Origin of the sequence: Synechococcus sp. RSCCF101, assembly GCF_008807075.1 — a bacterium.
Lineage (GTDB): Bacteria > Cyanobacteriota > Cyanobacteriia > PCC-6307 > Cyanobiaceae > RSCCF101.
The window spans coordinates 2,250,282-2,268,252 of record NZ_CP035632.1; the positions used below are offsets into that span (position 1 = coordinate 2,250,282).

18 protein-coding genes are annotated in these 17,971 nt (G+C 64.1%); 11 read left to right on the forward strand and 7 right to left on the reverse strand.

Annotated elements, in window-relative coordinates:
* Positions 1-11: 11 nt before the first annotated feature.
* On the reverse strand, positions 12-902 hold the full coding sequence (locus EVJ50_RS10970) for an amidohydrolase (RefSeq protein WP_150883994.1): 891 nt from the start codon (positions 900-902) through the stop codon (positions 12-14).
* Positions 903-1,037: 135 nt separating this feature from the next.
* On the opposite strand from EVJ50_RS10970, the gene EVJ50_RS10975 reads away from it, so the two are divergent.
* The 5 genes from EVJ50_RS10975 (at position 1,038) to EVJ50_RS10995 (ending at position 4,722) form a co-directional block, all read left to right on the forward strand.
* Positions 1,038-1,493, forward strand: a complete 456-nt coding sequence (locus EVJ50_RS10975; protein ID WP_150883995.1) for a hypothetical protein — start codon at positions 1,038-1,040, stop codon at positions 1,491-1,493.
* 145 nt (positions 1,494-1,638) lie between these two features.
* Positions 1,639-1,845 (forward strand): hypothetical protein, encoded by a 207-nt coding sequence (locus EVJ50_RS10980; protein ID WP_150883996.1) that lies wholly within the window; start codon positions 1,639-1,641, stop codon positions 1,843-1,845.
* A gap of 163 nt (positions 1,846-2,008) precedes the next feature.
* Positions 2,009-3,118 carry a PAS domain-containing protein gene (locus tag EVJ50_RS10985; RefSeq protein WP_150883997.1) on the forward strand — a complete coding sequence of 370 codons (1,110 nt, stop codon included), beginning with the start codon at positions 2,009-2,011 and terminating at the stop codon, positions 3,116-3,118.
* A gap of 26 nt (positions 3,119-3,144) precedes the next feature.
* Positions 3,145-4,446, forward strand: a complete 1,302-nt coding sequence (locus EVJ50_RS14675) for a bifunctional diguanylate cyclase/phosphodiesterase (RefSeq protein WP_225323201.1) — start codon at positions 3,145-3,147, stop codon at positions 4,444-4,446.
* 66 nt (positions 4,447-4,512) lie between these two features.
* Positions 4,513-4,722: a hypothetical protein gene (locus EVJ50_RS10995; protein WP_150883999.1), complete on the forward strand. Its 210-nt coding sequence runs from the start codon at positions 4,513-4,515 to the stop codon at positions 4,720-4,722.
* Positions 4,723-4,804: 82 nt separating this feature from the next.
* On the opposite strand, the gene EVJ50_RS11000 is transcribed toward EVJ50_RS10995, so the two are convergent.
* On the reverse strand, positions 4,805-4,975 hold the full coding sequence (locus EVJ50_RS11000; protein WP_225322907.1) for a hypothetical protein: 171 nt from the start codon (positions 4,973-4,975) through the stop codon (positions 4,805-4,807).
* Positions 4,976-5,179: 204 nt separating this feature from the next.
* On the opposite strand from EVJ50_RS11000, the gene EVJ50_RS14680 reads away from it, so the two are divergent.
* Positions 5,180-5,323, forward strand: coding sequence for a hypothetical protein (locus EVJ50_RS14680; protein ID WP_191964749.1), 144 nt, complete (start codon positions 5,180-5,182; stop codon positions 5,321-5,323).
* Positions 5,324-5,330: 7 nt separating this feature from the next.
* Here EVJ50_RS14680 and EVJ50_RS11005 read toward each other — a convergent pair whose 3' ends face one another.
* Both EVJ50_RS11005 and EVJ50_RS14685 read right to left on the reverse strand, forming a co-directional pair.
* On the reverse strand, positions 5,331-5,873 hold the full coding sequence (locus EVJ50_RS11005) for a DUF4334 domain-containing protein (RefSeq protein ID WP_225322908.1): 543 nt from the start codon (positions 5,871-5,873) through the stop codon (positions 5,331-5,333).
* 346 nt (positions 5,874-6,219) lie between these two features.
* Positions 6,220-6,372 carry a hypothetical protein gene (locus EVJ50_RS14685; protein WP_191964750.1) on the reverse strand — a complete coding sequence of 51 codons (153 nt, stop codon included), beginning with the start codon at positions 6,370-6,372 and terminating at the stop codon, positions 6,220-6,222.
* 240 nt (positions 6,373-6,612) lie between these two features.
* Between EVJ50_RS14685 and EVJ50_RS11010 the strand changes: the two genes are divergently transcribed.
* Positions 6,613-8,799, forward strand: coding sequence for a diguanylate cyclase (locus tag EVJ50_RS11010; protein WP_150884001.1), 2,187 nt, complete (start codon positions 6,613-6,615; stop codon positions 8,797-8,799).
* Positions 8,800-9,396: 597 nt separating this feature from the next.
* The gene (locus EVJ50_RS11015) at positions 9,397-10,878 is read left to right on the forward strand and encodes a mechanosensitive ion channel family protein (RefSeq protein ID WP_150884002.1); all 1,482 of its coding nucleotides are present in this window, start codon (positions 9,397-9,399) and stop codon (positions 10,876-10,878) included.
* 15 nt (positions 10,879-10,893) lie between these two features.
* Here EVJ50_RS11015 and EVJ50_RS11020 read toward each other — a convergent pair whose 3' ends face one another.
* On the reverse strand, positions 10,894-12,594 hold the full coding sequence (locus EVJ50_RS11020; protein ID WP_150884003.1) for a mechanosensitive ion channel family protein: 1,701 nt from the start codon (positions 12,592-12,594) through the stop codon (positions 10,894-10,896).
* 275 nt (positions 12,595-12,869) lie between these two features.
* On the reverse strand, positions 12,870-13,829 hold the full coding sequence (locus EVJ50_RS11025; RefSeq protein WP_150884004.1) for a LysR family transcriptional regulator: 960 nt from the start codon (positions 13,827-13,829) through the stop codon (positions 12,870-12,872).
* A gap of 374 nt (positions 13,830-14,203) precedes the next feature.
* On the opposite strand from EVJ50_RS11025, the gene EVJ50_RS14690 reads away from it, so the two are divergent.
* The 3 genes from EVJ50_RS14690 to EVJ50_RS11040 all read left to right on the forward strand — a co-directional run bounded on the left by EVJ50_RS14690 (position 14,204) and on the right by EVJ50_RS11040 (position 17,141).
* Positions 14,204-14,371: a hypothetical protein gene (locus tag EVJ50_RS14690; RefSeq protein ID WP_191964751.1), complete on the forward strand. Its 168-nt coding sequence runs from the start codon at positions 14,204-14,206 to the stop codon at positions 14,369-14,371.
* A 50-nt stretch (positions 14,372-14,421) separates the two neighbouring features.
* On the forward strand, positions 14,422-15,396 hold the full coding sequence (locus tag EVJ50_RS11035) for a fatty acid desaturase (protein ID WP_150884006.1): 975 nt from the start codon (positions 14,422-14,424) through the stop codon (positions 15,394-15,396).
* Positions 15,397-15,782: 386 nt separating this feature from the next.
* Positions 15,783-17,141: a mechanosensitive ion channel family protein gene (locus EVJ50_RS11040; protein WP_150884007.1), complete on the forward strand. Its 1,359-nt coding sequence runs from the start codon at positions 15,783-15,785 to the stop codon at positions 17,139-17,141.
* A 5-nt stretch (positions 17,142-17,146) separates the two neighbouring features.
* Here EVJ50_RS11040 and EVJ50_RS11045 read toward each other — a convergent pair whose 3' ends face one another.
* Positions 17,147-17,956, reverse strand: a complete 810-nt coding sequence (locus EVJ50_RS11045) for a mechanosensitive ion channel family protein (protein ID WP_150884008.1) — start codon at positions 17,954-17,956, stop codon at positions 17,147-17,149.
* Positions 17,957-17,971 lie beyond the last annotated feature (15 nt).

Consider the following 17,971-nt stretch of genomic DNA (forward strand, 5'->3'; position numbering starts at 1 on the left):
TTGGCGGGCCTTCATTCGCGCTGCGGCTCCAGCCGATACGCCCGCCTCGCCGTGCCGGAGAACACGTCCTGTTGCTCGGTCTCGCTGAGCTGGCTCGTCAGTTCCGCCACCGCCCTGAGCACATCTCCGTAGGACGTGCTGAGACCTTCGAGCGGCATGTTGCTGCCGAACATGCAGCGTGAGGGGCCGAAGGCCTCAAGCACCTCGTTCACGAACGGGGCGATGTCGGTTGCCCCCCATGGGTTGAGCACCTGCGAGAAGCCGGAGAGCTTGATGAAGGTGTTCGGGCAGCTGGCAAGTGCGCGAAGTCCCCGGCGCCAGACCGTGAAGGCCTCGCCCTGCTCCGGAGTGGGGGAGCCCAGATGGTCCACGATCAGGGTTGTTTCGGGGCAGTGCTGCAGCACCCTGGCGAAGGGTTCGAGCTGCCAGTGCCAGCAGGTGAGATCGAAGCTCAGATCCAGCGGCTGGAGCAGGGAGAAGCTCCGTTGCCAGGCCGGGTCTGCGATCAGGTCGCGACTGAGGATGTCGGCCCGTGGTGAGGGGGTCTGCCACCAGAGCTCCTGGCGGATGCCGCGGCTGATCGGATGGGCCCGGTGACGCTCAAGCACGGCCTCCACCCCTTCGCTGGCCAGATCGGCGTAGGCCACGAAGCCGCCGATCACGGCGCCGCTTCCCGGTTCCTCGGAGAGCTGCTGCACCCATGCGGTTTCCAGCAGGGGATCGGCCGCATGGTCCATCTCGGCCTGCACCACCACGGCCTGCGCGATGGTCTGGTGGCTGTCGCGCGTCAGGTCCTCGGGCAGATAACGCGCCGGCAGGGCGGCGAAGGCACCGGACTGGAACCAGGGGTAGGTGAACCGCTCGCTGTCCCAGAGGTGCACGTGGGCATCGATCCGATCCATCCCTGCCCGATGCCAACGGCGTCGCCGGGCTGCTCCCCAGCCGGCTTGAGCCTATGCGGAGGCCACCAGAGACAGCAGGGCATTGACAGCACGCCCCAGTACGGGTGTACTAGCGCCATCGATCCCCATCGCCCCATGGCCTCCGATGCCCCGACCGTTCATCTCTCCGTGCGGGAGCTCCAGCAGCGCTGGGGCTTCAGCCGCAGCGGCCTGAAGGCGCGCCCGCGCTCCCATCCCCTGAGCCCCGAGCGCTGCAGCACGGCCATCACCACCCGGCCGGTGATGGTTCCGGAGCGTGTGGAGAGACCCTCCAGCCCGGTGGCGCCGCCTCATCTGGAGCCGCTGCCGGACCCGCTTCGCACCGCCAGGCTGCTGGCGGAGGCGGCTGATCTCGCGGTTCCGCTGAGTGGGGCGGAGCTGGCCGGAGTGCTGGGACTCTCCGCCAGCACGATCAGTCGCTGGGGCAATGGTCATTGCCTGCGGCCGGGCATGACGCTGCAGCGCGAGGGGCGGGCCGGCCGGGTCTGGTGGACCCTCAGGCGCGACGGCTGCAACCGCCACCGGCGCCCACTCTCGCTGCCGCCTCTGTGATCCGGGCCGTTCCGAAGACCGGTGCTACCTTCAGATTGTCTAAAGAGTTGCCACCGGGACCTCTGGCACAGGCACAAGCCTGTTGCCGGTCCCGGCGTGGGCCTGAGGGGTGAGGACACCCTCGCCAACCCCGACTGCATCAGCCATGCCGCAGGCTGCCCACGATTCCATCCCTGTCGAACGTCGGGTCTACCGGGGTTTCCAGATCCTGCTCTGCCGAGGCGCATCCGAGCCGGTCGGGTTGATCACCTCACCACCGCACCAGCACCTGCACTGCCCGATCATCAGCAGTGAGACGGAGGAGGCGGTGTTGATGGATGCGCATGCCTGGATCGATCAGCAGCTGAGCTGAGCAGGTCTCTGAAGTGACGTCTGGATCCTTGGAGGCCTGAAGCAGCCTGTGCTGGAAGGCTGCGCCTCGGATCGGTGGATCGATCGGTCCTATGTTGGCCTGTGATGCCCGGGGTTGAATAGGCGGCCGCGACGTGCGTATTTCTTCTTAGTGCTGCAAGGGGGTGGTGGTGATTCGCGGCTCCGATGGCTGGGTTGATCTGGTTGCCGAATCCATCTCGGATCCCATTGCCTATGTGGATGCCGACTTCGTCTATCGTTTCGCCAACAGCGCCTACCTGCGGTTCTGGAAGAAGACGGCCGACCAGTTGCTGGGCACAACTGTCGCATCGAATGTCGGTCAGGACCTCTTCTCTCGCATGCGTCCCGAGCTGGAGCGCTGCCTGAGGGGCGAGCACGTTCACTGGCCGCTGGATGCCGAGCTGAAGGGAACGAGTTGCTGTTTTGACATCACTCTGACGCCGTTCATCAATGACTCCGATCAAGTGGACGGCATCCTGATGATGGCGCGGGACATCAGTGATGTTCGTGCCCTTCAGCTCGCTCAGGCCGCAACGCTGCAGGAGTTGCAGCTGGCTCTGGACACGGCCCATCTCGGGGTCTGGCGGCAGAACATGGTCACGGGTCGCATGGATTGGAGCGATGAGCTGTTCCGGATCTATGGAGTGGACAAGGCCAGCTTTCGACATGTAGTGGAAGATTGGCGGCAGCGCGTCCACCCCGATGACCTGGAGGCCGTGGAGGCGAGGTTCAGCGAGATGGCCAGCCAGCCCGTCTACGACGTCTGCTTTCGCATTGTCCGGCCTGACGGCGCCGTTCGCCATGTGAGCACGTCGGGGTTGGCCCTTCGCGCCAGCGACGGTTCCATCACCGAGTTCATCGGCGTCAATCAGGACATCACCGAACGGAAGCAGCAGGAGGAGAGCCTGCGTCAGGCTGCAGCGATTTTCTCCTCCACGTCAGAGGCTGTTGTGGTCACGAACCTGGAGGGGCGCATCACGGATGTCAATCCGGCCTTCTGCTCCATCACCGGCTTCAGCAGGCGTGAGGCGCTCGGGCGCAAGTCGAACCTGCTCAAGTCAGGCCGGCATGACGCAGCCCTTATCAGGCCATGTGGGCATCCATCAGGGAGTCTGGTGAGTGGAGGGGTGAGATCTGGAACCGCAAGAAGAGCGGAGAGCTCTATCCGCAGTTGCTCACCATCAGCACCGTCCTGGATGAGAGCAGCGAGCCGTCTGGCTATGTGGGTGTCTTCGCTGATATTTCCGAGCTGAAGCGGAATGAAGAGCAGCTGCGGCGAGTGGCCCACTACGACCCGCTCACGGATCTTCCCAATCGTCTTCTGTTCGGCGAGGCACTGGAGAAGTGCATCGTGCGCTGCCAGCGGCAGCCGCGCGAGTTTGCCCTTCTCGCTCTGAATCTTGATGGGTTCAAGGCCATCAACGACACCCTTGGCCACACCTGCGGTGACCTGCTGCTGCATGATGTCGCCGAACGTCTTCTGTCAGCCACCCGGGCGGTCGATACCGTCGGCCGGCTGAGTGGCGATGAGTTTCTTGTGCTGCTCGAGGAAACAACGGGGCCTCAGAGTGTCGTGCCGGTGATTGAGAAGTTGCTGGATGTGTTTCGCAGGCCTTTCAATCTCGCCGACCAGGAGATCTTTGTCACCGCCAGCATCGGTGTCTGCTTCTATCCCCACGATGGCGACGGGATCACTGATCTGCTGCAGCACGCCGATGCGGCATTGGTTGCGGCCAAGCGCGAGGGCAAGAACACGTACACCTTCTTTTCACAGAAGCACTCTCAGTCATCAACCCTGCAGCTGTTCATTCAGAACGTCGTCCGCACCGGACAGATCGACGACTACTTCTGTCTGGTCTATCAACCTCAGGTGGACATGCAGACCGGCGCCATCATCGGCACCGAAGCCCTGATCCGCTTTCGCGAGCGGGCCGGCTTCGCCATGGCGCCGGACGAGTTCATCCCGGTCATCGAGCAGTCGAGTGTGATCCGTGACATCGGCTGCTGGGTTCTGAACACCGCCTGTGCCCAGCTGAGGTCCTGGCAGCAGTCGGGTCTGGAGCCCGGCTGCATGGCGGTGAATGTGGCCGCCAACCACCTGCGCCATCCCTCCTTCATGGATGCGGTGACTCGGGCCATTGACCAATCTGGGATCGATCCCGGACAACTGGAGCTGGAGATCACCGAACGCATCGCCTCGGAGCCGTCTCAGGATGTGCTGGACACGCTCTGCGAGCTGCGGACGATGGGCGTGTCAATTTCAATTGACGACTTCGGCACCGGCTACTCGTCTCTCAGCTACCTGCATCGGCTCCCGATCGACCGCATCAAGATTGACCGGGCCTTCGTTTCGGGCCTGCCGGACAGTCGCGACAACGTGTCGGTGACCACAGCCATCATCGCCGTGGCCAACAGCCTGGAGCTTGCTGTGATCGCCGAGGGGATCGAGACCGAGGAGCAGGAACGCTTTCTCCTCTATCTCCGCTGCCGCTACGCCCAGGGCTTTCTCTACGGCAAGCCGCAGGCGGCTGCGGATCTCGCCCAGGTTCTGCAGCGCTCCTCCAGCGGCGTGCCGGCCTGAGTCCGCCGGGGCTGCTCGCGTGTTGCGCTTTGCAACGCTACGGTTGACACAGTCACTGAGGCGCCTGTGGAAGCTTTGTTTGTCTTCGCCTATGGGATCTGCTTCGCGGCCGTTGCCGGCGGTGCCTTTGCCCTGATGACGCGCAATCTGCGCACCGCATCGCTGCCGCGCGAGAAGCGTGCCGTTCACCCCGAAGCGCCGAAGGCAGGCGACGAGCTGCTGTATGTGGATCTCAGCCGCGAACGGCTGGAAAAGCTCTACGAACAGGGGGTCTGATCCCCTCGGCAAACGGCCCCCATCACGCTGAGCCGTCTTCAGGAACCAGAAGGCGGCTCAATGAATCCACTGCGTTGACCGATCAGCGCGAGCGCACAACCACTGGTTGCATCAGGCCGCCGTCCCCGCCGAAGCCGGAGTCGTCGTCGTCGCTGCGGTCGGGCCGCTGAAGCAGGGCGGCCGCCGCCAGCACGGCGGCCCAGGCGAGAGCCGCGAGCAGCTGCGGCGGCAGACCGGTGCTGGTCGTCGTCATGAACTCGCCCATGCCTGCCTCAGCTGTTGTTACGGACTGTAACAACAGCTCTCATTTCCCGCAACATTGGCAGCCCGTGCCGGCTCCTGGGCCCGCCGATGCCGTGGTGCGGCTTGCCGCATCGCGCTCCTCAGCCGTGCGAGACAGCGTGAGACAAGCAATAAAACGAGACAGATGACGGTCTCTCAGCTTCAGGAGCAGTCCATGTCCACCGGCGTGATCACCTGCGAGGAGATGCACTGGCTGGCCGAGCATCGCGACAGCTTCGGGCCCGGCGAACGCCAGGTGGTGATCCGGCTGGTGCGTGCCTTTCAGCAGGGCGTGCTCCATCTCGGCTGCCGCCTCTGAGGCGGCATCATGTCTGCCGGCTGAGCTCGAAGACGAAGGGCTGATTCATCCCCTTCATGTCCATCACCCCCAGCACGCGGTTGGCATCCAGCCGCCGGAACACATCGTTGATCGGGGCATGGTCGTAGATCATCGTGGCGCTGTCCCTGCCGCGATAGCGGGTGATTCTCAGCCGGGCGCCTGAGCGATCCGTGCTCATCAGCGGCATCAAGGCCCGGAACAGAGCCACCATCAGCGGGGATCGCTCACCGGGGAGTGTCCCCAGCCAGTTCAGGCCCGGCGTCAGCAGGCCGGGCCGCAGCTGACGCCTGACTCCCCCCGGCGCCCGGAACACCAGGGGATGCACCTCCTCGCTGCTGCAGAAGCGCTTGCCGTGCCAGTGGTACAACTCAAGCAACCCATCAAGGGGGTGGCCGGTGCTGACGCTGCAGCCCTGCCAGTCACCCAGCATGAACTCGATGTCGACCGGTTCGAGTTGATCAAACCGGGCCAGGGCTGCATCGGTGCTGAGCGGTGGCAGGGTTGAGCTCAGGCGTCGTAGTCGCGACAACTCAGGCGTTCCGGATGGGCATCACATTCTCTGGCCCAGTAGGTGTCGTGGGGCTCATCCTTCAGCATGTGCTGGGCTCTGCCTCGTGGTGCATCGTGAGGAAGCGGGGTCGCCGTGCGGGGCGTGGGGGCGGGAGTCTGCATCGTTCGGCTCGCATCTGCTTCCGCTGTAGCACCACATTTCCGGCAGTTGGTGGAGGCAAACCCCACAGCACATGTACTCAGATCAGGTGCACAACCCTCCTGCAGGCAGGGCTTTGATCGCTGCTTTAAGGACTCACTTTCGCGGGATTCTTCATGGAATCAGGCAGCAGCCTGTCGCTTCGCGATGAGGTGACTGCGGGTCTTCAGCCCAGCGCTGCATCACCGTCGTCCTCTGCGCCCTGGCGCAGGCGCGCGTCCAGGGCCACCACTCGCCTCAGCTGCGGGGGCACCGCTGCGCCGCGGCGCTCGAGCCAGGCCAGCAGTTGAACGCGATCGCGGGGAATCGGATGGGTCATCGGCAGGTCTCTCCTGAACTGTGTCCAGCCAACTCCGCCTGATCCGGCGGCACATCCCCCCATTTGGACGGGATGCGCCGCCGATCTGTGACAGGCTCTGACTGGCGGCGACAGGATTCCCCGCACCGGCCACCGTTCCCGCTCATGGCTCGCGCGAGGGCGGCTGGCTAAGAGTGAGGCCTGGGCCGGCGCGTCCAACGACGCTCTCAGCCCGGTTGCTCCAGGCCCCCGGCGGAGCCGATGCGCGTCTCAATCAAGAAGGCTGTTGTCACGCTGTGGGCCCTCGTTGTGGCGGGGCAGTCGCTGCTGGCGCTGACGCTCGTTTCGGTGAACCGCGAGCAACGGCTGAGCAGGGAGCGCGTGACGCTGACCCACGAACGGATCACCCGGGCCACGGCCCTGATCGGTCATCTCAAGGACCTGGAAACCGGGCAGCGCGGGTTCCTGCTCACCGGCCGTGACTACTACCTGGAGCCCTACAGCGCTGCCCTGCAGGTGATACGCCAGGACCTGGATCAACTGGCCGCCCTCATTGAGGACTTCAGCCTGACCCAGGCGCTTCGACTTCGCCGGATCGCGGAGCTGAGCGAGCAGAAGATCGCTGAGCTGGACGAAACCATCGACCTGGTGCAAGCCGGCGATCAGGCGGCGGCGCTGGCGATCGTCAACAGTGATCGCGGCAAACTGATCATGGATCGGATCCGCGATCAGACCCGCTATCTCATCGCCTGGGAGCGGGCTCGGCTGAGGGAGCGGGACGCGCAGCTGGCCGCAGTGGAACAGCGGGCTCTGCTCCTGGCGCTGGGCCTGATGGCGCTGAATGCTGCGCTCATCGGCGCCTTTCTTCTGCTCATGAGCCGTGTGGTGGCCGGGCCGATCACGGAGCTCGAGCGGGCCATGCAACGGTTCCGCCAGACCGGCCAGGCGGCCCGGCCGAAGCCTGCGGTGCATGGCATCACGGAAGTGCAAGCCCTCACCACGTCCTTCTACGCCATGTGCGTGACGATCGGTGAGCAGGCCTCTGGGCTCGTTCGGGCGAATCGCTCCCTGGAAGCGACCGTGGCAGATCGGACCCGCGACCTCGCCAAGCGCAACAGTGATCTTGCCCAGCGCAGCCAGCAACTCCAGCAGACGCTGGCGGACACCGATGCCGGCATCTGGTCGCTCGACATCCCCACCTCCCAGGTGCACGGCGACGCCACGACGCAGCGTCTGATCGGCATGGCGGCCGGTGCCGAGCACCTGGAGCACTGGCGCACGATCGTCCACCCCGATGATCAGAAGGAGCTTGAGTCCGCCGTTCAGCAGGCCCTGATCAGCCAGGCCTCGCTGTTGACGACCGCCTTCCGTGTGGTGTCAGACAGGGGCGTCCGCACGCTCAAGCTGGATGCCCATCTCCTGCATGGCGATGGCATGCTCACGCAGGTTCAGGGCCTGATCCAGGACATCACGGACTACGCCCTGTCGCGGGAGCGACTGCTGCGGGCGCGCGAGCGCTATCAGCGTTTGATTGAGAACCTGGGTGGACAGTATCTGGTGTTCAGCGAGGAGCCCGAGTCGGGCCGGTTGCTGTATGTGAGCGCGGGATCCGAATCCTTCTTCGGCTGCTCCCTTGGTTCAGCGGATCCGGTCGATCTCACCGAAGCAGTGGACTGGCGGTCGGGTGCAGCTGAGCAGATGCGGCAGGTGCGCAGGACTCTGCTGGAGGAGAGTGCGTCTGAGGAGACGCATGAGTATGCCTTTGCTCACCCCGACTCCGGTGAGCGGTTTGTGCGCGTGACCAGCCACCTGTCCCGGGATGATCAGGCCTTTCCCTTGATTGAGGGGGTGATTGAGGACATCACGTCCTCAAAACAGGAGGCGCAGGCGTTGCAGTATGTCGCCAGACACGATGGTCTGACGGACCTGTTCAACCGCGCGGCCATTTCTGCTCTGCTGGAGCAGGAGTTCGCCCGCGCGCGCCGTTACGGCCGCTACCTGGCCCTGCTCATGCTCGACCTCGATCATTTCAAGCGCATCAATGATGGCCATGGCCATCCGGTGGGTGATGCCGTGCTGATCCGCTTCGCCCGCGAAGTGCTCCGCAGCATCCGCGCCACCGATCAGGCCGGCCGCTATGGCGGTGAGGAGTTTCTGGTGCTCCTTCCCGAGGCAGGCCCCGGTGAGGCCGAACGGTTCGCTGAGCGCATCCGGGCCGCCATTGAGGCGATGGTGGTGCGACCGGAGGCCGAGGCGATCCGCGTCACGGTCAGCGTCGGCTACTCGGTGCTGTCGGCGTCGGTGCGCTCCCCCGAGGAGCTGCTCTCACAGGCCGATCAGGCCCTGTACAGCGCAAAAGCCACGGGACGGAACCGGGTCTGCGGTTGGGGGACGCGGTCAGCAGGAGGGGCTCGTGGTGGGGATGGTGGCCCGCCGCTGTCAGGCTGACACCATTGCGGCACCAGACACAATCCCTATGGCACGGGCATGACAAGGGTGCGTACGGAGTGTCTTTAGTCGTGCAGCAACAACCACCGCCAAGCTGATTGTTTGCTTCTGTGGAGCATTGCTTCCCTGCCTCCTCTCGTGATAGCTCTGGGGCCTTTCTCGAGGCTCCAAAAGTGACCACCATCCTTCCTTGCTCGTGAGGTTGCTGACATTGAGATTCGACATCATGGCTATTTCTGGCACTCGTCGAATGATCTGGGCATTCGCCGTGGGCATCGAAGCCTCTGACACAACTGGGTGAGTGACTGATGCATCCCCCAAGGTCTCCGATGCGTCTGCTTTCTTCCAGATTCCTGCAGACAACCCATTCCTTGACCCTGGCCTAAGGTGAAATGAGATCGTCCGTCGTCACCACGACGCCTGGTTGTTCTGTCGCGCGATGTCCCAGCGTCTGCCTCCTGCACTGGATTGCTTCGCTCCTGGCGCGGTTTCAGACACTGGCTGCTGGTCGCACTGTCTGTCACGTTGCTGATTGGACCTCCGGCCGCCGGCTGGAGCAGCGTCTGGAGGGATTCCGGTTCTCCGGCTGCTTCAGCAGTGGTCACCTCCCATGCCGACGATGTCGTGCTCGACGGGCGCCGGTTGTTCCAGGTCTGGGGAAGCACTCCAGAGATCGCCGAACGCCGGGCGGAGTCTGTGCGCTCCCGGCTGCTGCAGGCGGCGCAGGCCCCGGATCAGCCCCCGATCTCCATCCGCACCATCAATGGTCTGCCCGTGCTGCAGACGAACGGTTCCACCCTGGTCACGGTGACGGAGCGGGATGTTCCTGCCGGCCTCGAGGCCATGGAGCAGGCCAAGCTCTGGAGCGGCACCATCGCTCAGGCCTTCGCTCGCTATCGCCTGGAGCGAACACGGCCGTACATCCTGAGCAGGCTTCCTCTCGCTGCGGCTGCACTGCTTGCTGCCCTGCTGGCGCAGATCGCTCTGGGACGGATCTACCGAGCGGTGCATCGATCCGATTCCACCAATGCGGCCAGCGGCGCACTTCGCCACCCATTGAGGCGTCTGGCGAGTCTGGTGCTTCTGCGGCTCCTGCAGTTGGCGGCCTGGACTGTGTCCCTGGCCTGGATCGCTGATCTCTTCCCGCAGACGCGATCACTGAAACGCACCTTCACGAGTGAAGCCGGAGGCTTCCTCGCCGATCCGCTGCTGCCGTTCGGCCAGAACTCCTACTCACTGCTCGATGTTCTGATCCTGGCCGGCCTGTTCGCCCTCGTGGTGCATTCCGCGAACCTGCTGCAGCGCTGGATCCGCCGCAACGTGCTCGGTCTCACGGGCATGAGTGTGGGTTCTCAGGAAGCGGTTGCTTTCCTCATCCGTTACGGAATCCTGACCCTTGCTGCCATCATTCTGCTGCAGCTCTGGGGTCTGGATCTCACCTCGCTCACGTTGTTCGCCAGCGTGCTGGGTGTTGGCTTCGGCCTGGGCCTGCAGGGGATCAGCCGCAACTTCCTCAGCGGCATCGTGATCATCTTCGAGCGACCGATCCAGGTGGGAGATTTCGTGGAAGTGGATGATCTGCAGGGCACGGTGAGGCGGCTTCGCCTGCGCAGCACGGAGATCGTGACGCTGGATGGCATCAGCATCATCGTTCCCAATTCGGAGTTTCTTGACACCCGTGTGGTGAACTGGAGCCACGGCAGCCCCACATCGCGGCTCCAGATCCCTGTGGGCGTGGCCTACGGCTCAGACACAGCCCTGGTTCGCGACACTCTGATTCGGGCCTGCGAGCAGGAAAGCAGGGTTCTGAACCAGCCATGTCCCCAGGTGTTCTTCAGCCGGTTCGGGGATAGTGCCCTGGAGTTCACGCTTCTCGTGTGGACGGAGCGACCCATGCAGCAATACGAGATCATCAGCTCGCTCAACTACAACATCGATCGCCTCTTCCGTGCCAATGGGATCACGGTTCCCTTCCCCCAGCGTGACCTGCACCTGGCCAGCTCCGAGACCCTGCTGAGGTTGGCCGCGTCCCTTGAACAGCTGCCCGATGCACTGCGCGGCCGTGGCGGCGACGCCTGAATCAGATCCCCTGAATCAGGACGCCTGTTGCGTGATGCGCCCCCGTTCCAGCAACTCCCTGATCTGGTGGCCGGAGGCATCGACCTGCTGTTCCCGGTGGGCCGCGAAGGCAATGCCATGGTGGCGATAACAGCGCAACAGACGCAGGCGAAACTCGCGCGCCACTTCCCAGTGCGCTCCAGGCTTCATCTTGATCCACATCATCAGCGTGTAGCCGTTGACCCCGATCCGTTCCACGCCAAGAATCTCCGGCTCCGCGATGATGCGGGGCCGCCATGCGGGATCCCGGGCCAGGGCATCAGCCGTCTCTCGGGCCAGCAGGATGGCCTGATCCGGGTCCGAGGCAAAGTCGATCTCAAGCTCAAGATGAACTCTTGACCAGAGACGGGTCAGATTCTTGACCGCTCCGATGCTGCTGTTGGGGATGGAGATGTATTCCCCTGCCAGACTGCGCAGCTGGGTGACCCTGAGGCCGAAGTTCTCAACCACGCCAAACTTGTCATCGATTTCGATCACGTCACCCACGGCATACTGATCTTCCGCGAGGATGGTGAAGCCGTTCACGATGTCTCGCACCAGGCTCTGCGAGCCGAAGGACAGCGCCAGGCCGGCCAGGCCTCCAATCGCGACCACCGAGGCCGTGGGAACCCCGAGATACCCCAGACCGATCAGAAGACAGATCGAGACAACCAGCAACGCGATGAATCCCTTCAGCGCCTGTGTGATCGTGTGGCGGCGCAGCACCTGCCGTTCGGACCGGTCCCGGTTGCTGACACTGCTCTGGATGACACTCATGCGCGCCAGGTCGTCGTAGAGCCGATCGACCACAAACCACAGCACGCGGATCGACAGGCTGCCGCCAAACCAGAGCAGCAGCAGCTTCAGCGGGATCCCCATCACGACGCGCCGGAACTCCGCCAGAGCCGGAAAGCTCACCATCAGCAGAAGCACGCCCAGATAGGCGCTGGCCAGCGTCAGGCACAGCAGCAGCCACTGCCCGAGTCGCAGCCTGACCACGCGGCGGTCAGTGATCCATGCACTCTGAGACCCGGGTTGCAGCGCCTGCTTGAAGGGTGTCTTGCCAGCGCTCAGCGCCTTGAGGAGCATGGGTCTGGTGGATGCAGGCCTGCCAGCTTGTGCGCCGTCAGCCTCCTGAGCGGCGCCCGTTGCTGTCAATGCGTCCTGCTCCTTCAGGATGCGGTCTTCACGCGCTCGAAGCCTGCGATTGGCGGCCACATAGATGGAGCCACTTCCCAGGATCAGCGCCATCCCATCAAGAATCTGGCCCGCCCTTCTGACCCGGTTCTCCTGGCTGAAGACGCTCCGGCCACGGCGGATGTCGGCATCGATGATGGCGCTCCATTCATCAGCCAGCTCCGTCTTGCTGAGGCCGAGAACCGCGCTGTCGTCGTCGGTCACCGTTGCGATGACCAGTGGCCTGGATCGCTGCTGATCCGTTGCCACCACAACGGTTTCCCCGTTGAGAATGGCCTCCCCGACATACAGTGAGCTGAGATCGGTGTTGCGTCGCAGGGCCATCAGGCCGATGCGCGACTCAATCCTGTTGGCCCTCTCCTCGAGGGCCCTGCGGGGCGGTGCCTCGTTCGAGCTGGCGCGCGATGGAACCACATCCTGGGCAATCCGAAACAGCCGCGAGCCCGAGACGGGCGAAATGACCCAGCCCGTTTCCAGGCCTGCCTCGTTCTGCAGCTCCACCACCCTGTCTCCCGAGGGTGCAGCCCCGGGAAACAGCGGATTGCCGCTGACTGTGGACGGGCTGCTGAGCGCAACAAGCCGCCACACTGACTGCAGCCAGTGCAATCAGTAACAGCCGGCGTTGTTGACGATACCAGTTTCTGACCGACATATTCTCCTCTCTGTCCGCCGCATCGTACAGATGGCCTCCTGCTCAGGCAAGGGAGTGCTCGCTTTGTTCTTCATGACCACAAGCGATTGTGTTGCTCATCTCTCTGCTTAGCCGTCTCACATGATCAAGCAGATCTCGTTGTCTCTCCGTTCTTCTCTGCAGGCTCCACCTGATCCGGTCTGCCGATCTGCTGGGCCAGAGTGATGAAGTTCTGAATGTAAGCGATTTCACGATCCGCCTCGCGAATGCCAAGATGAATCTGTTTGGCGATGCCCGCTTCGCCAAGGCCCACCACCGACAGTCTCAGCCGGCGGGCATAGTCCTCGGCCAGCCAACGCGGCAGTGCGGTGACGCCGCGACCGCTCGCCACCATCTGGAGCATCATGTCCGTGGTTTCGATCGCCTTGTGCCGGGCGGGTGTGACGCCCGCCGGCAGCAGGAAGCGGTTGTAGATGTCCAGTCGGTCCAGGCTCACTGGATAGGCGATCAGCGTCTCTGCGATCAGATCGGCCGGGGCGATCCACTCCCGGCCAGCCAGGGGGTGGCTGGCGCCCACAACCAGAACCTGCTCATAGTCGAACACCGCTTCAAAATGAAGCCCGGGCTTGAACAGCGGATCCGGTGTGACCAGCAGATCAATCTCGTAGCGGAACAACGCGCCGATGCCGCCGAACTGGAATTTCTGCACCACATCCATGTCGACATCCGGATGGCTCTCCAGGTAGGGCGCAACGATGCGAAGCAGCCACTGGTAACAGGGATGGCACTCCATCCCAACCCGCAGCGTGCCCCGCACGCCCGAGGCCACCTTCTGCAGTTGCTGTTCCGTGAGACGCAGCTGCGGCAGCACCCGCTCGGCCAACGCGCGCAGCTGACGGCCGGCCTCGGTGAGATGCAGCCGACGTCCATCGCGGACCCACACATCCGTTCCCAGCTGCTTCTCCAGTTTCTTGATCGAGTGGCTCAGTGCCGATTGGGTGAGGCAGAGTGTTTCGGCTGCAGCAGTGAGTGATCCCTGTCGCTCCACTTCCTCGATGATCTGCAGGTGCAGCCTCTGAAGAACGTCCACGTGAGCGTGATTCATGGATGGATGAGCGCTGATCATTTTACGTCGTGAATCACGTCGCTTAGTGTCACTGTCGCTGGGCGCTTGTTCAGCTTACCCATCTCTTCATGTCAGTCAGAGTGCATCGAATCCCGGATCGGATCGCTTCGTGGTGTGAGCTCGAACGCTCTGAGAGTCTCCTGCAGAGCCACCATCTGCTCCAGATTGCGGCCTGTGCCTGGGCTGGCTATCGCCGCTCCGGGCGTGGCCTGGTGCTGGGCCGGGTCAGCAATCGGCGCGGTCCGTGCGGTCTTCCCGGAATCGACCCTGTCGCTGTTGACTGCGCCTTCACGCCTGCCTGTGAGGCCGGCCGCCTGCTGGCCGGTGTTCCGGACCGTGCCGCCCGCGACCGCGTGGCTGCCCTGCTCCGCACCTACGCGCCAGGCGCCGAGGTGATCCTGTTCCTCTCGATCGATTCCAGGCCGGTGCTGCTGCAGTTGCGCCGGATGGCCACCACCCCGCGGCAGGCGTACGAGCAGCTGAGGCGCCGCCAGTGCGAATTCACCGGTCAGCTGTCGTGAGCAGCAGACCTCCAGCGCTCCGGAGATCGGATTTCGATCTCAGGCCGTTCATGGTGCGCTCCGATCGCCGCGCCTGGTTCCAGATCATCACGACGCTGGTTCCCTATGCCCTGCTCTGGTGGCTCACCCTCCGTGCCGCCGCGCTCGCCATCTGGTTTGTTGTGCCACCCCTCGTGGTTCTGCTCAGCCTGTTCTCGCTGCGCTGCTTCTCTCTGATGCATGACTGCGGCCACGATTCGCTGTTCCGCTCCCGCCGGCTCAACAGGCTGTTCGGCTTTGTGCTCGGCCTGATCAATGCCATGCCCCAGATGGCCTGGTCGCGCGATCATGCCTTCCACCACACCACCAATGGCGACTGGCAGCGCTACCGCGGCGTGGCTGATTTCCTCAGTGTTGATGAATACCGAGCCCTCAGCCCCATGCAGCAGCGGTTCTACGCTCTGCTGCGCCACCCTCTCATGGCCTTCCCGGGCGGGTTCTTCTACCTGGCCATCAAGCCCAGGCTGGATCTGCTGCTCGGACCGTTTCTGCCTCCGCATCAACGCGCCTGGGCCAACCGAGCGGAGTGGGTCGACATGGTGCTGAACAATCTGTGCATCGCCGGCATCCTCTGGGCACTCGCCCGTTGGCAGGACCCCGGTCCGGTGCTGACGATCGGCGCCTGTGTGCTCGCCCTCTCGGCGACGGCGTTCATCAACATCTTCTTTGTGCAGCACATCTTCGAGGCCAGCTACGCCAGCACCACAGCCCACTGGTCGGCCATCGACGGCGTGCTGCATGGCACCAGCTTTCTGCAGCTGCCACCTCTCCTCAACTGGTTCACCGCCGACATCGGCTATCACAATGTGCATCACCTCTCCTGCCGGATTCCCAACTACCAGCTCAGGGCCTGTCACCAGCGCAATGCCCACCTGCTCAGCGGCGTGCCGACGCTGACGCTTTCCACCATGCTCGGCTGTTCCCGCTTTCTGCTGTGGGACCCGAAGCAGCGCACCCTCGTCACCATCCCTACTGTCGGGAGCTGAGCTTGCTGTCTGCCTCCTGCCATGCGAGCGGTGCTGCGCCATGTCCTGCTGGGGTGCCTCGCCCTCGTGGTCGCTCTGGCGATCCATGCCACGTGGTTCGCTCCCGGCATGGCGACTCCGCGTGCCCTGCTCGTTTCCGCCCCAGCCGTCGCCCAGGTGGCGCCGCCTGCCCCAGCACCAAGCGACGACGCTGAGGAGAGTGCGGTTCGGTTCAACGGCACCGTTCTCTTTCGCATCGCCTCGGAGGCCGGGGGTGTCCCCCCGATCAGCGGGCCCGGCAGGCGAGTCGCCGCATCCGCCGCTTTGCCCGCAGCACCTCCCAGCCTCTCGATTCACTGGTTCTCACCCGTCAGGAGGGCCTGAGGCTGGTTGCATCGGAGCAGGCCGTGCTGTTCCGGGTTCTGGAGGCCGATGCCACGGCTGCCGGCACGGACCTCGACGCGCTGGCGCAGCAGCGTTTCGATGCGGTGCAGAGTGCGGTGCGGCAGTACCGGGAGCAGCTCAGCGAGCGCACACCGGCCAAGCGGGCGGGGCTTGCGGCTGTGGAGCTGGCCCTTGCCCTGGGGCTGATCGCTGTGCTGCGAGCGGTGCACCGGCGCCTCAGGCGCAGCATCTCCGAGTCGGAGCTGCGATGGCTCAGCTCGTGGCGCATTCAGGGGCTCGAGCTGCTCTCGCGCGAGCAGCAGAGGACGCTTCTGCGAGGGGTGGTTCAGGTGGCGTACGGCCTGGCTGTTCTCGTGGTGGCGAGCATCTTTGCCGTGGCGCTGGCAAGCCACTTCCCCCAGGTTGATCAGCTCCGGGAGGCGGCCACCTCGCAGGTCGCCGCTGCTGTGCAGACAGTCGGCCAGGCGATCATCGGCTATCTGCCCAACCTGCTGATCGTCAGCCTGGCGGCGGCGTTCGCCACTCTGGTGATCCGGTTTTCGCAGCTGTTCTTCGGCGCGATCGATGAGGGCCGCATCGCTTTCCAGGGCTTTGATCAGGACTGGGCGATGCCCACCCACCGCATCCTGTTTCTGCTGGTGATCGCGCTGGCCTTCACGCTGGTGTTCCCCTACCTGCCAGGCTCTCAGGCGCCCGCCTTCCGGGGCGTGTCGATTCTCTTCGGTGCCCTGGTCACGCTCGGGGGCGCCAGCGCGGTGTCCAACATCATCGGCGGTGTGATCATCATCTACACCCGCGCCTTCCGCATCGGAGACTTCATCGAGCTCGGCGGTTACAAGGGCACGGTCTACGAGAAGACCATCCTCTCCACGCGGCTGCGAACGCTGAACAACGAGATGGTCACGATTCCGAACGCCACGATGCTGTCCGGGCCGATCACCAATTTCAACTCCACCCTGCGCGAGCTGGAGGAGCCCGTGGTGCTGCAGGCCGCCATCACCCTTGGCTACGACGTGCCCTGGCGGCAGGCGGAGGCTGTTCTCTGTGCCGCCGCCAACCGAGTGGAGCGGATCCTGGAGTCACCCGCTTCGTTCGTGCGCATCACCAGCCTCGATGATTTCTACGTGAGCTATGAGCTGAAGGCGTTCACCGATGACATGGCGCTGGTTCCGAGCCTCTCCACCCAGTTGCACCAGGCCATCCTGGATGGCTGCAATGAGGCCGGCATCGAAATCCTGTCGCCCCACTACGCCGCCGTGCGGGATGGCAACCAGATCACCATCCCTGCCTCCCATCTGCCGGGCGATGTCCGCATTCCAGGCTTTCAGGTTGACATCCGCAAGCCGCCGCCATCCAGCTGAGCCGCTCAGGCCTTGGAGACGATGTGCACGTCCTGCTGTGGGAAGGGAATGCTGATCCCTTCCGCATCGAGCCGGTTCTTCACGCTCTGCTGGAAGTCGAAGAACACACCCCAGTAGTCCTCGGTCTTCACCCAGGGACGCACGGCGAAGTTGAGGCTGCTGTCCGCCATCTCGGCCAGGCCAACGGTGGGGGCAGGCTCCTGCAGCAGGCGCGCTTCCTTGCTGATCTCGTCGAGCAGCACCGTCTTCACCGTCTCGATGTCGGCTCCGTACTCCACGCCGATCACCAGATCAAGGCGCCGCTTGTCGAGCAGGTTGAAGTTGATGATGTTGCTCGATTGAACGCTGCCATTGGGAACGATGATCACCTTGTTGTCCGGTGACTGGAGCGTCGTCGACAGCAGGGTGATGTCGGTGACGGTGCCCATCGCGCCGCCGGCTTCAATGAAGTCGCCGATCTGGAACGGCTTCTGCAGGATCAGGATCACGCCGGAGGCCACGTTGCTCAGGGAGCTCTGCAGCGCCAGGCCCAGGGCCAGGCCGGCGCCACCGATCACCGCCACGATCGAGGCCGTCTGGATGCCGAGCCGGCTCAGGGCCGCGATCACCACGAACAGCAGAATCGCCACATAAACCACACGCGCGGCGAAGCCCACCAGGGTCTGCTCCACCTGGTTGCGCACCAGCAGATGCCGGGCGAAGCCGGAGAGGAGCCGCGCCAGCCACGCACCGATCAGCAGGATCGCTACGGCGGCCAGCACGTTCAGACCGAAGGTCGTGAGCGCCTGGGTGGAGAGGCTTGTGAAATCGGGCATGGTCTCCCTGCTGGG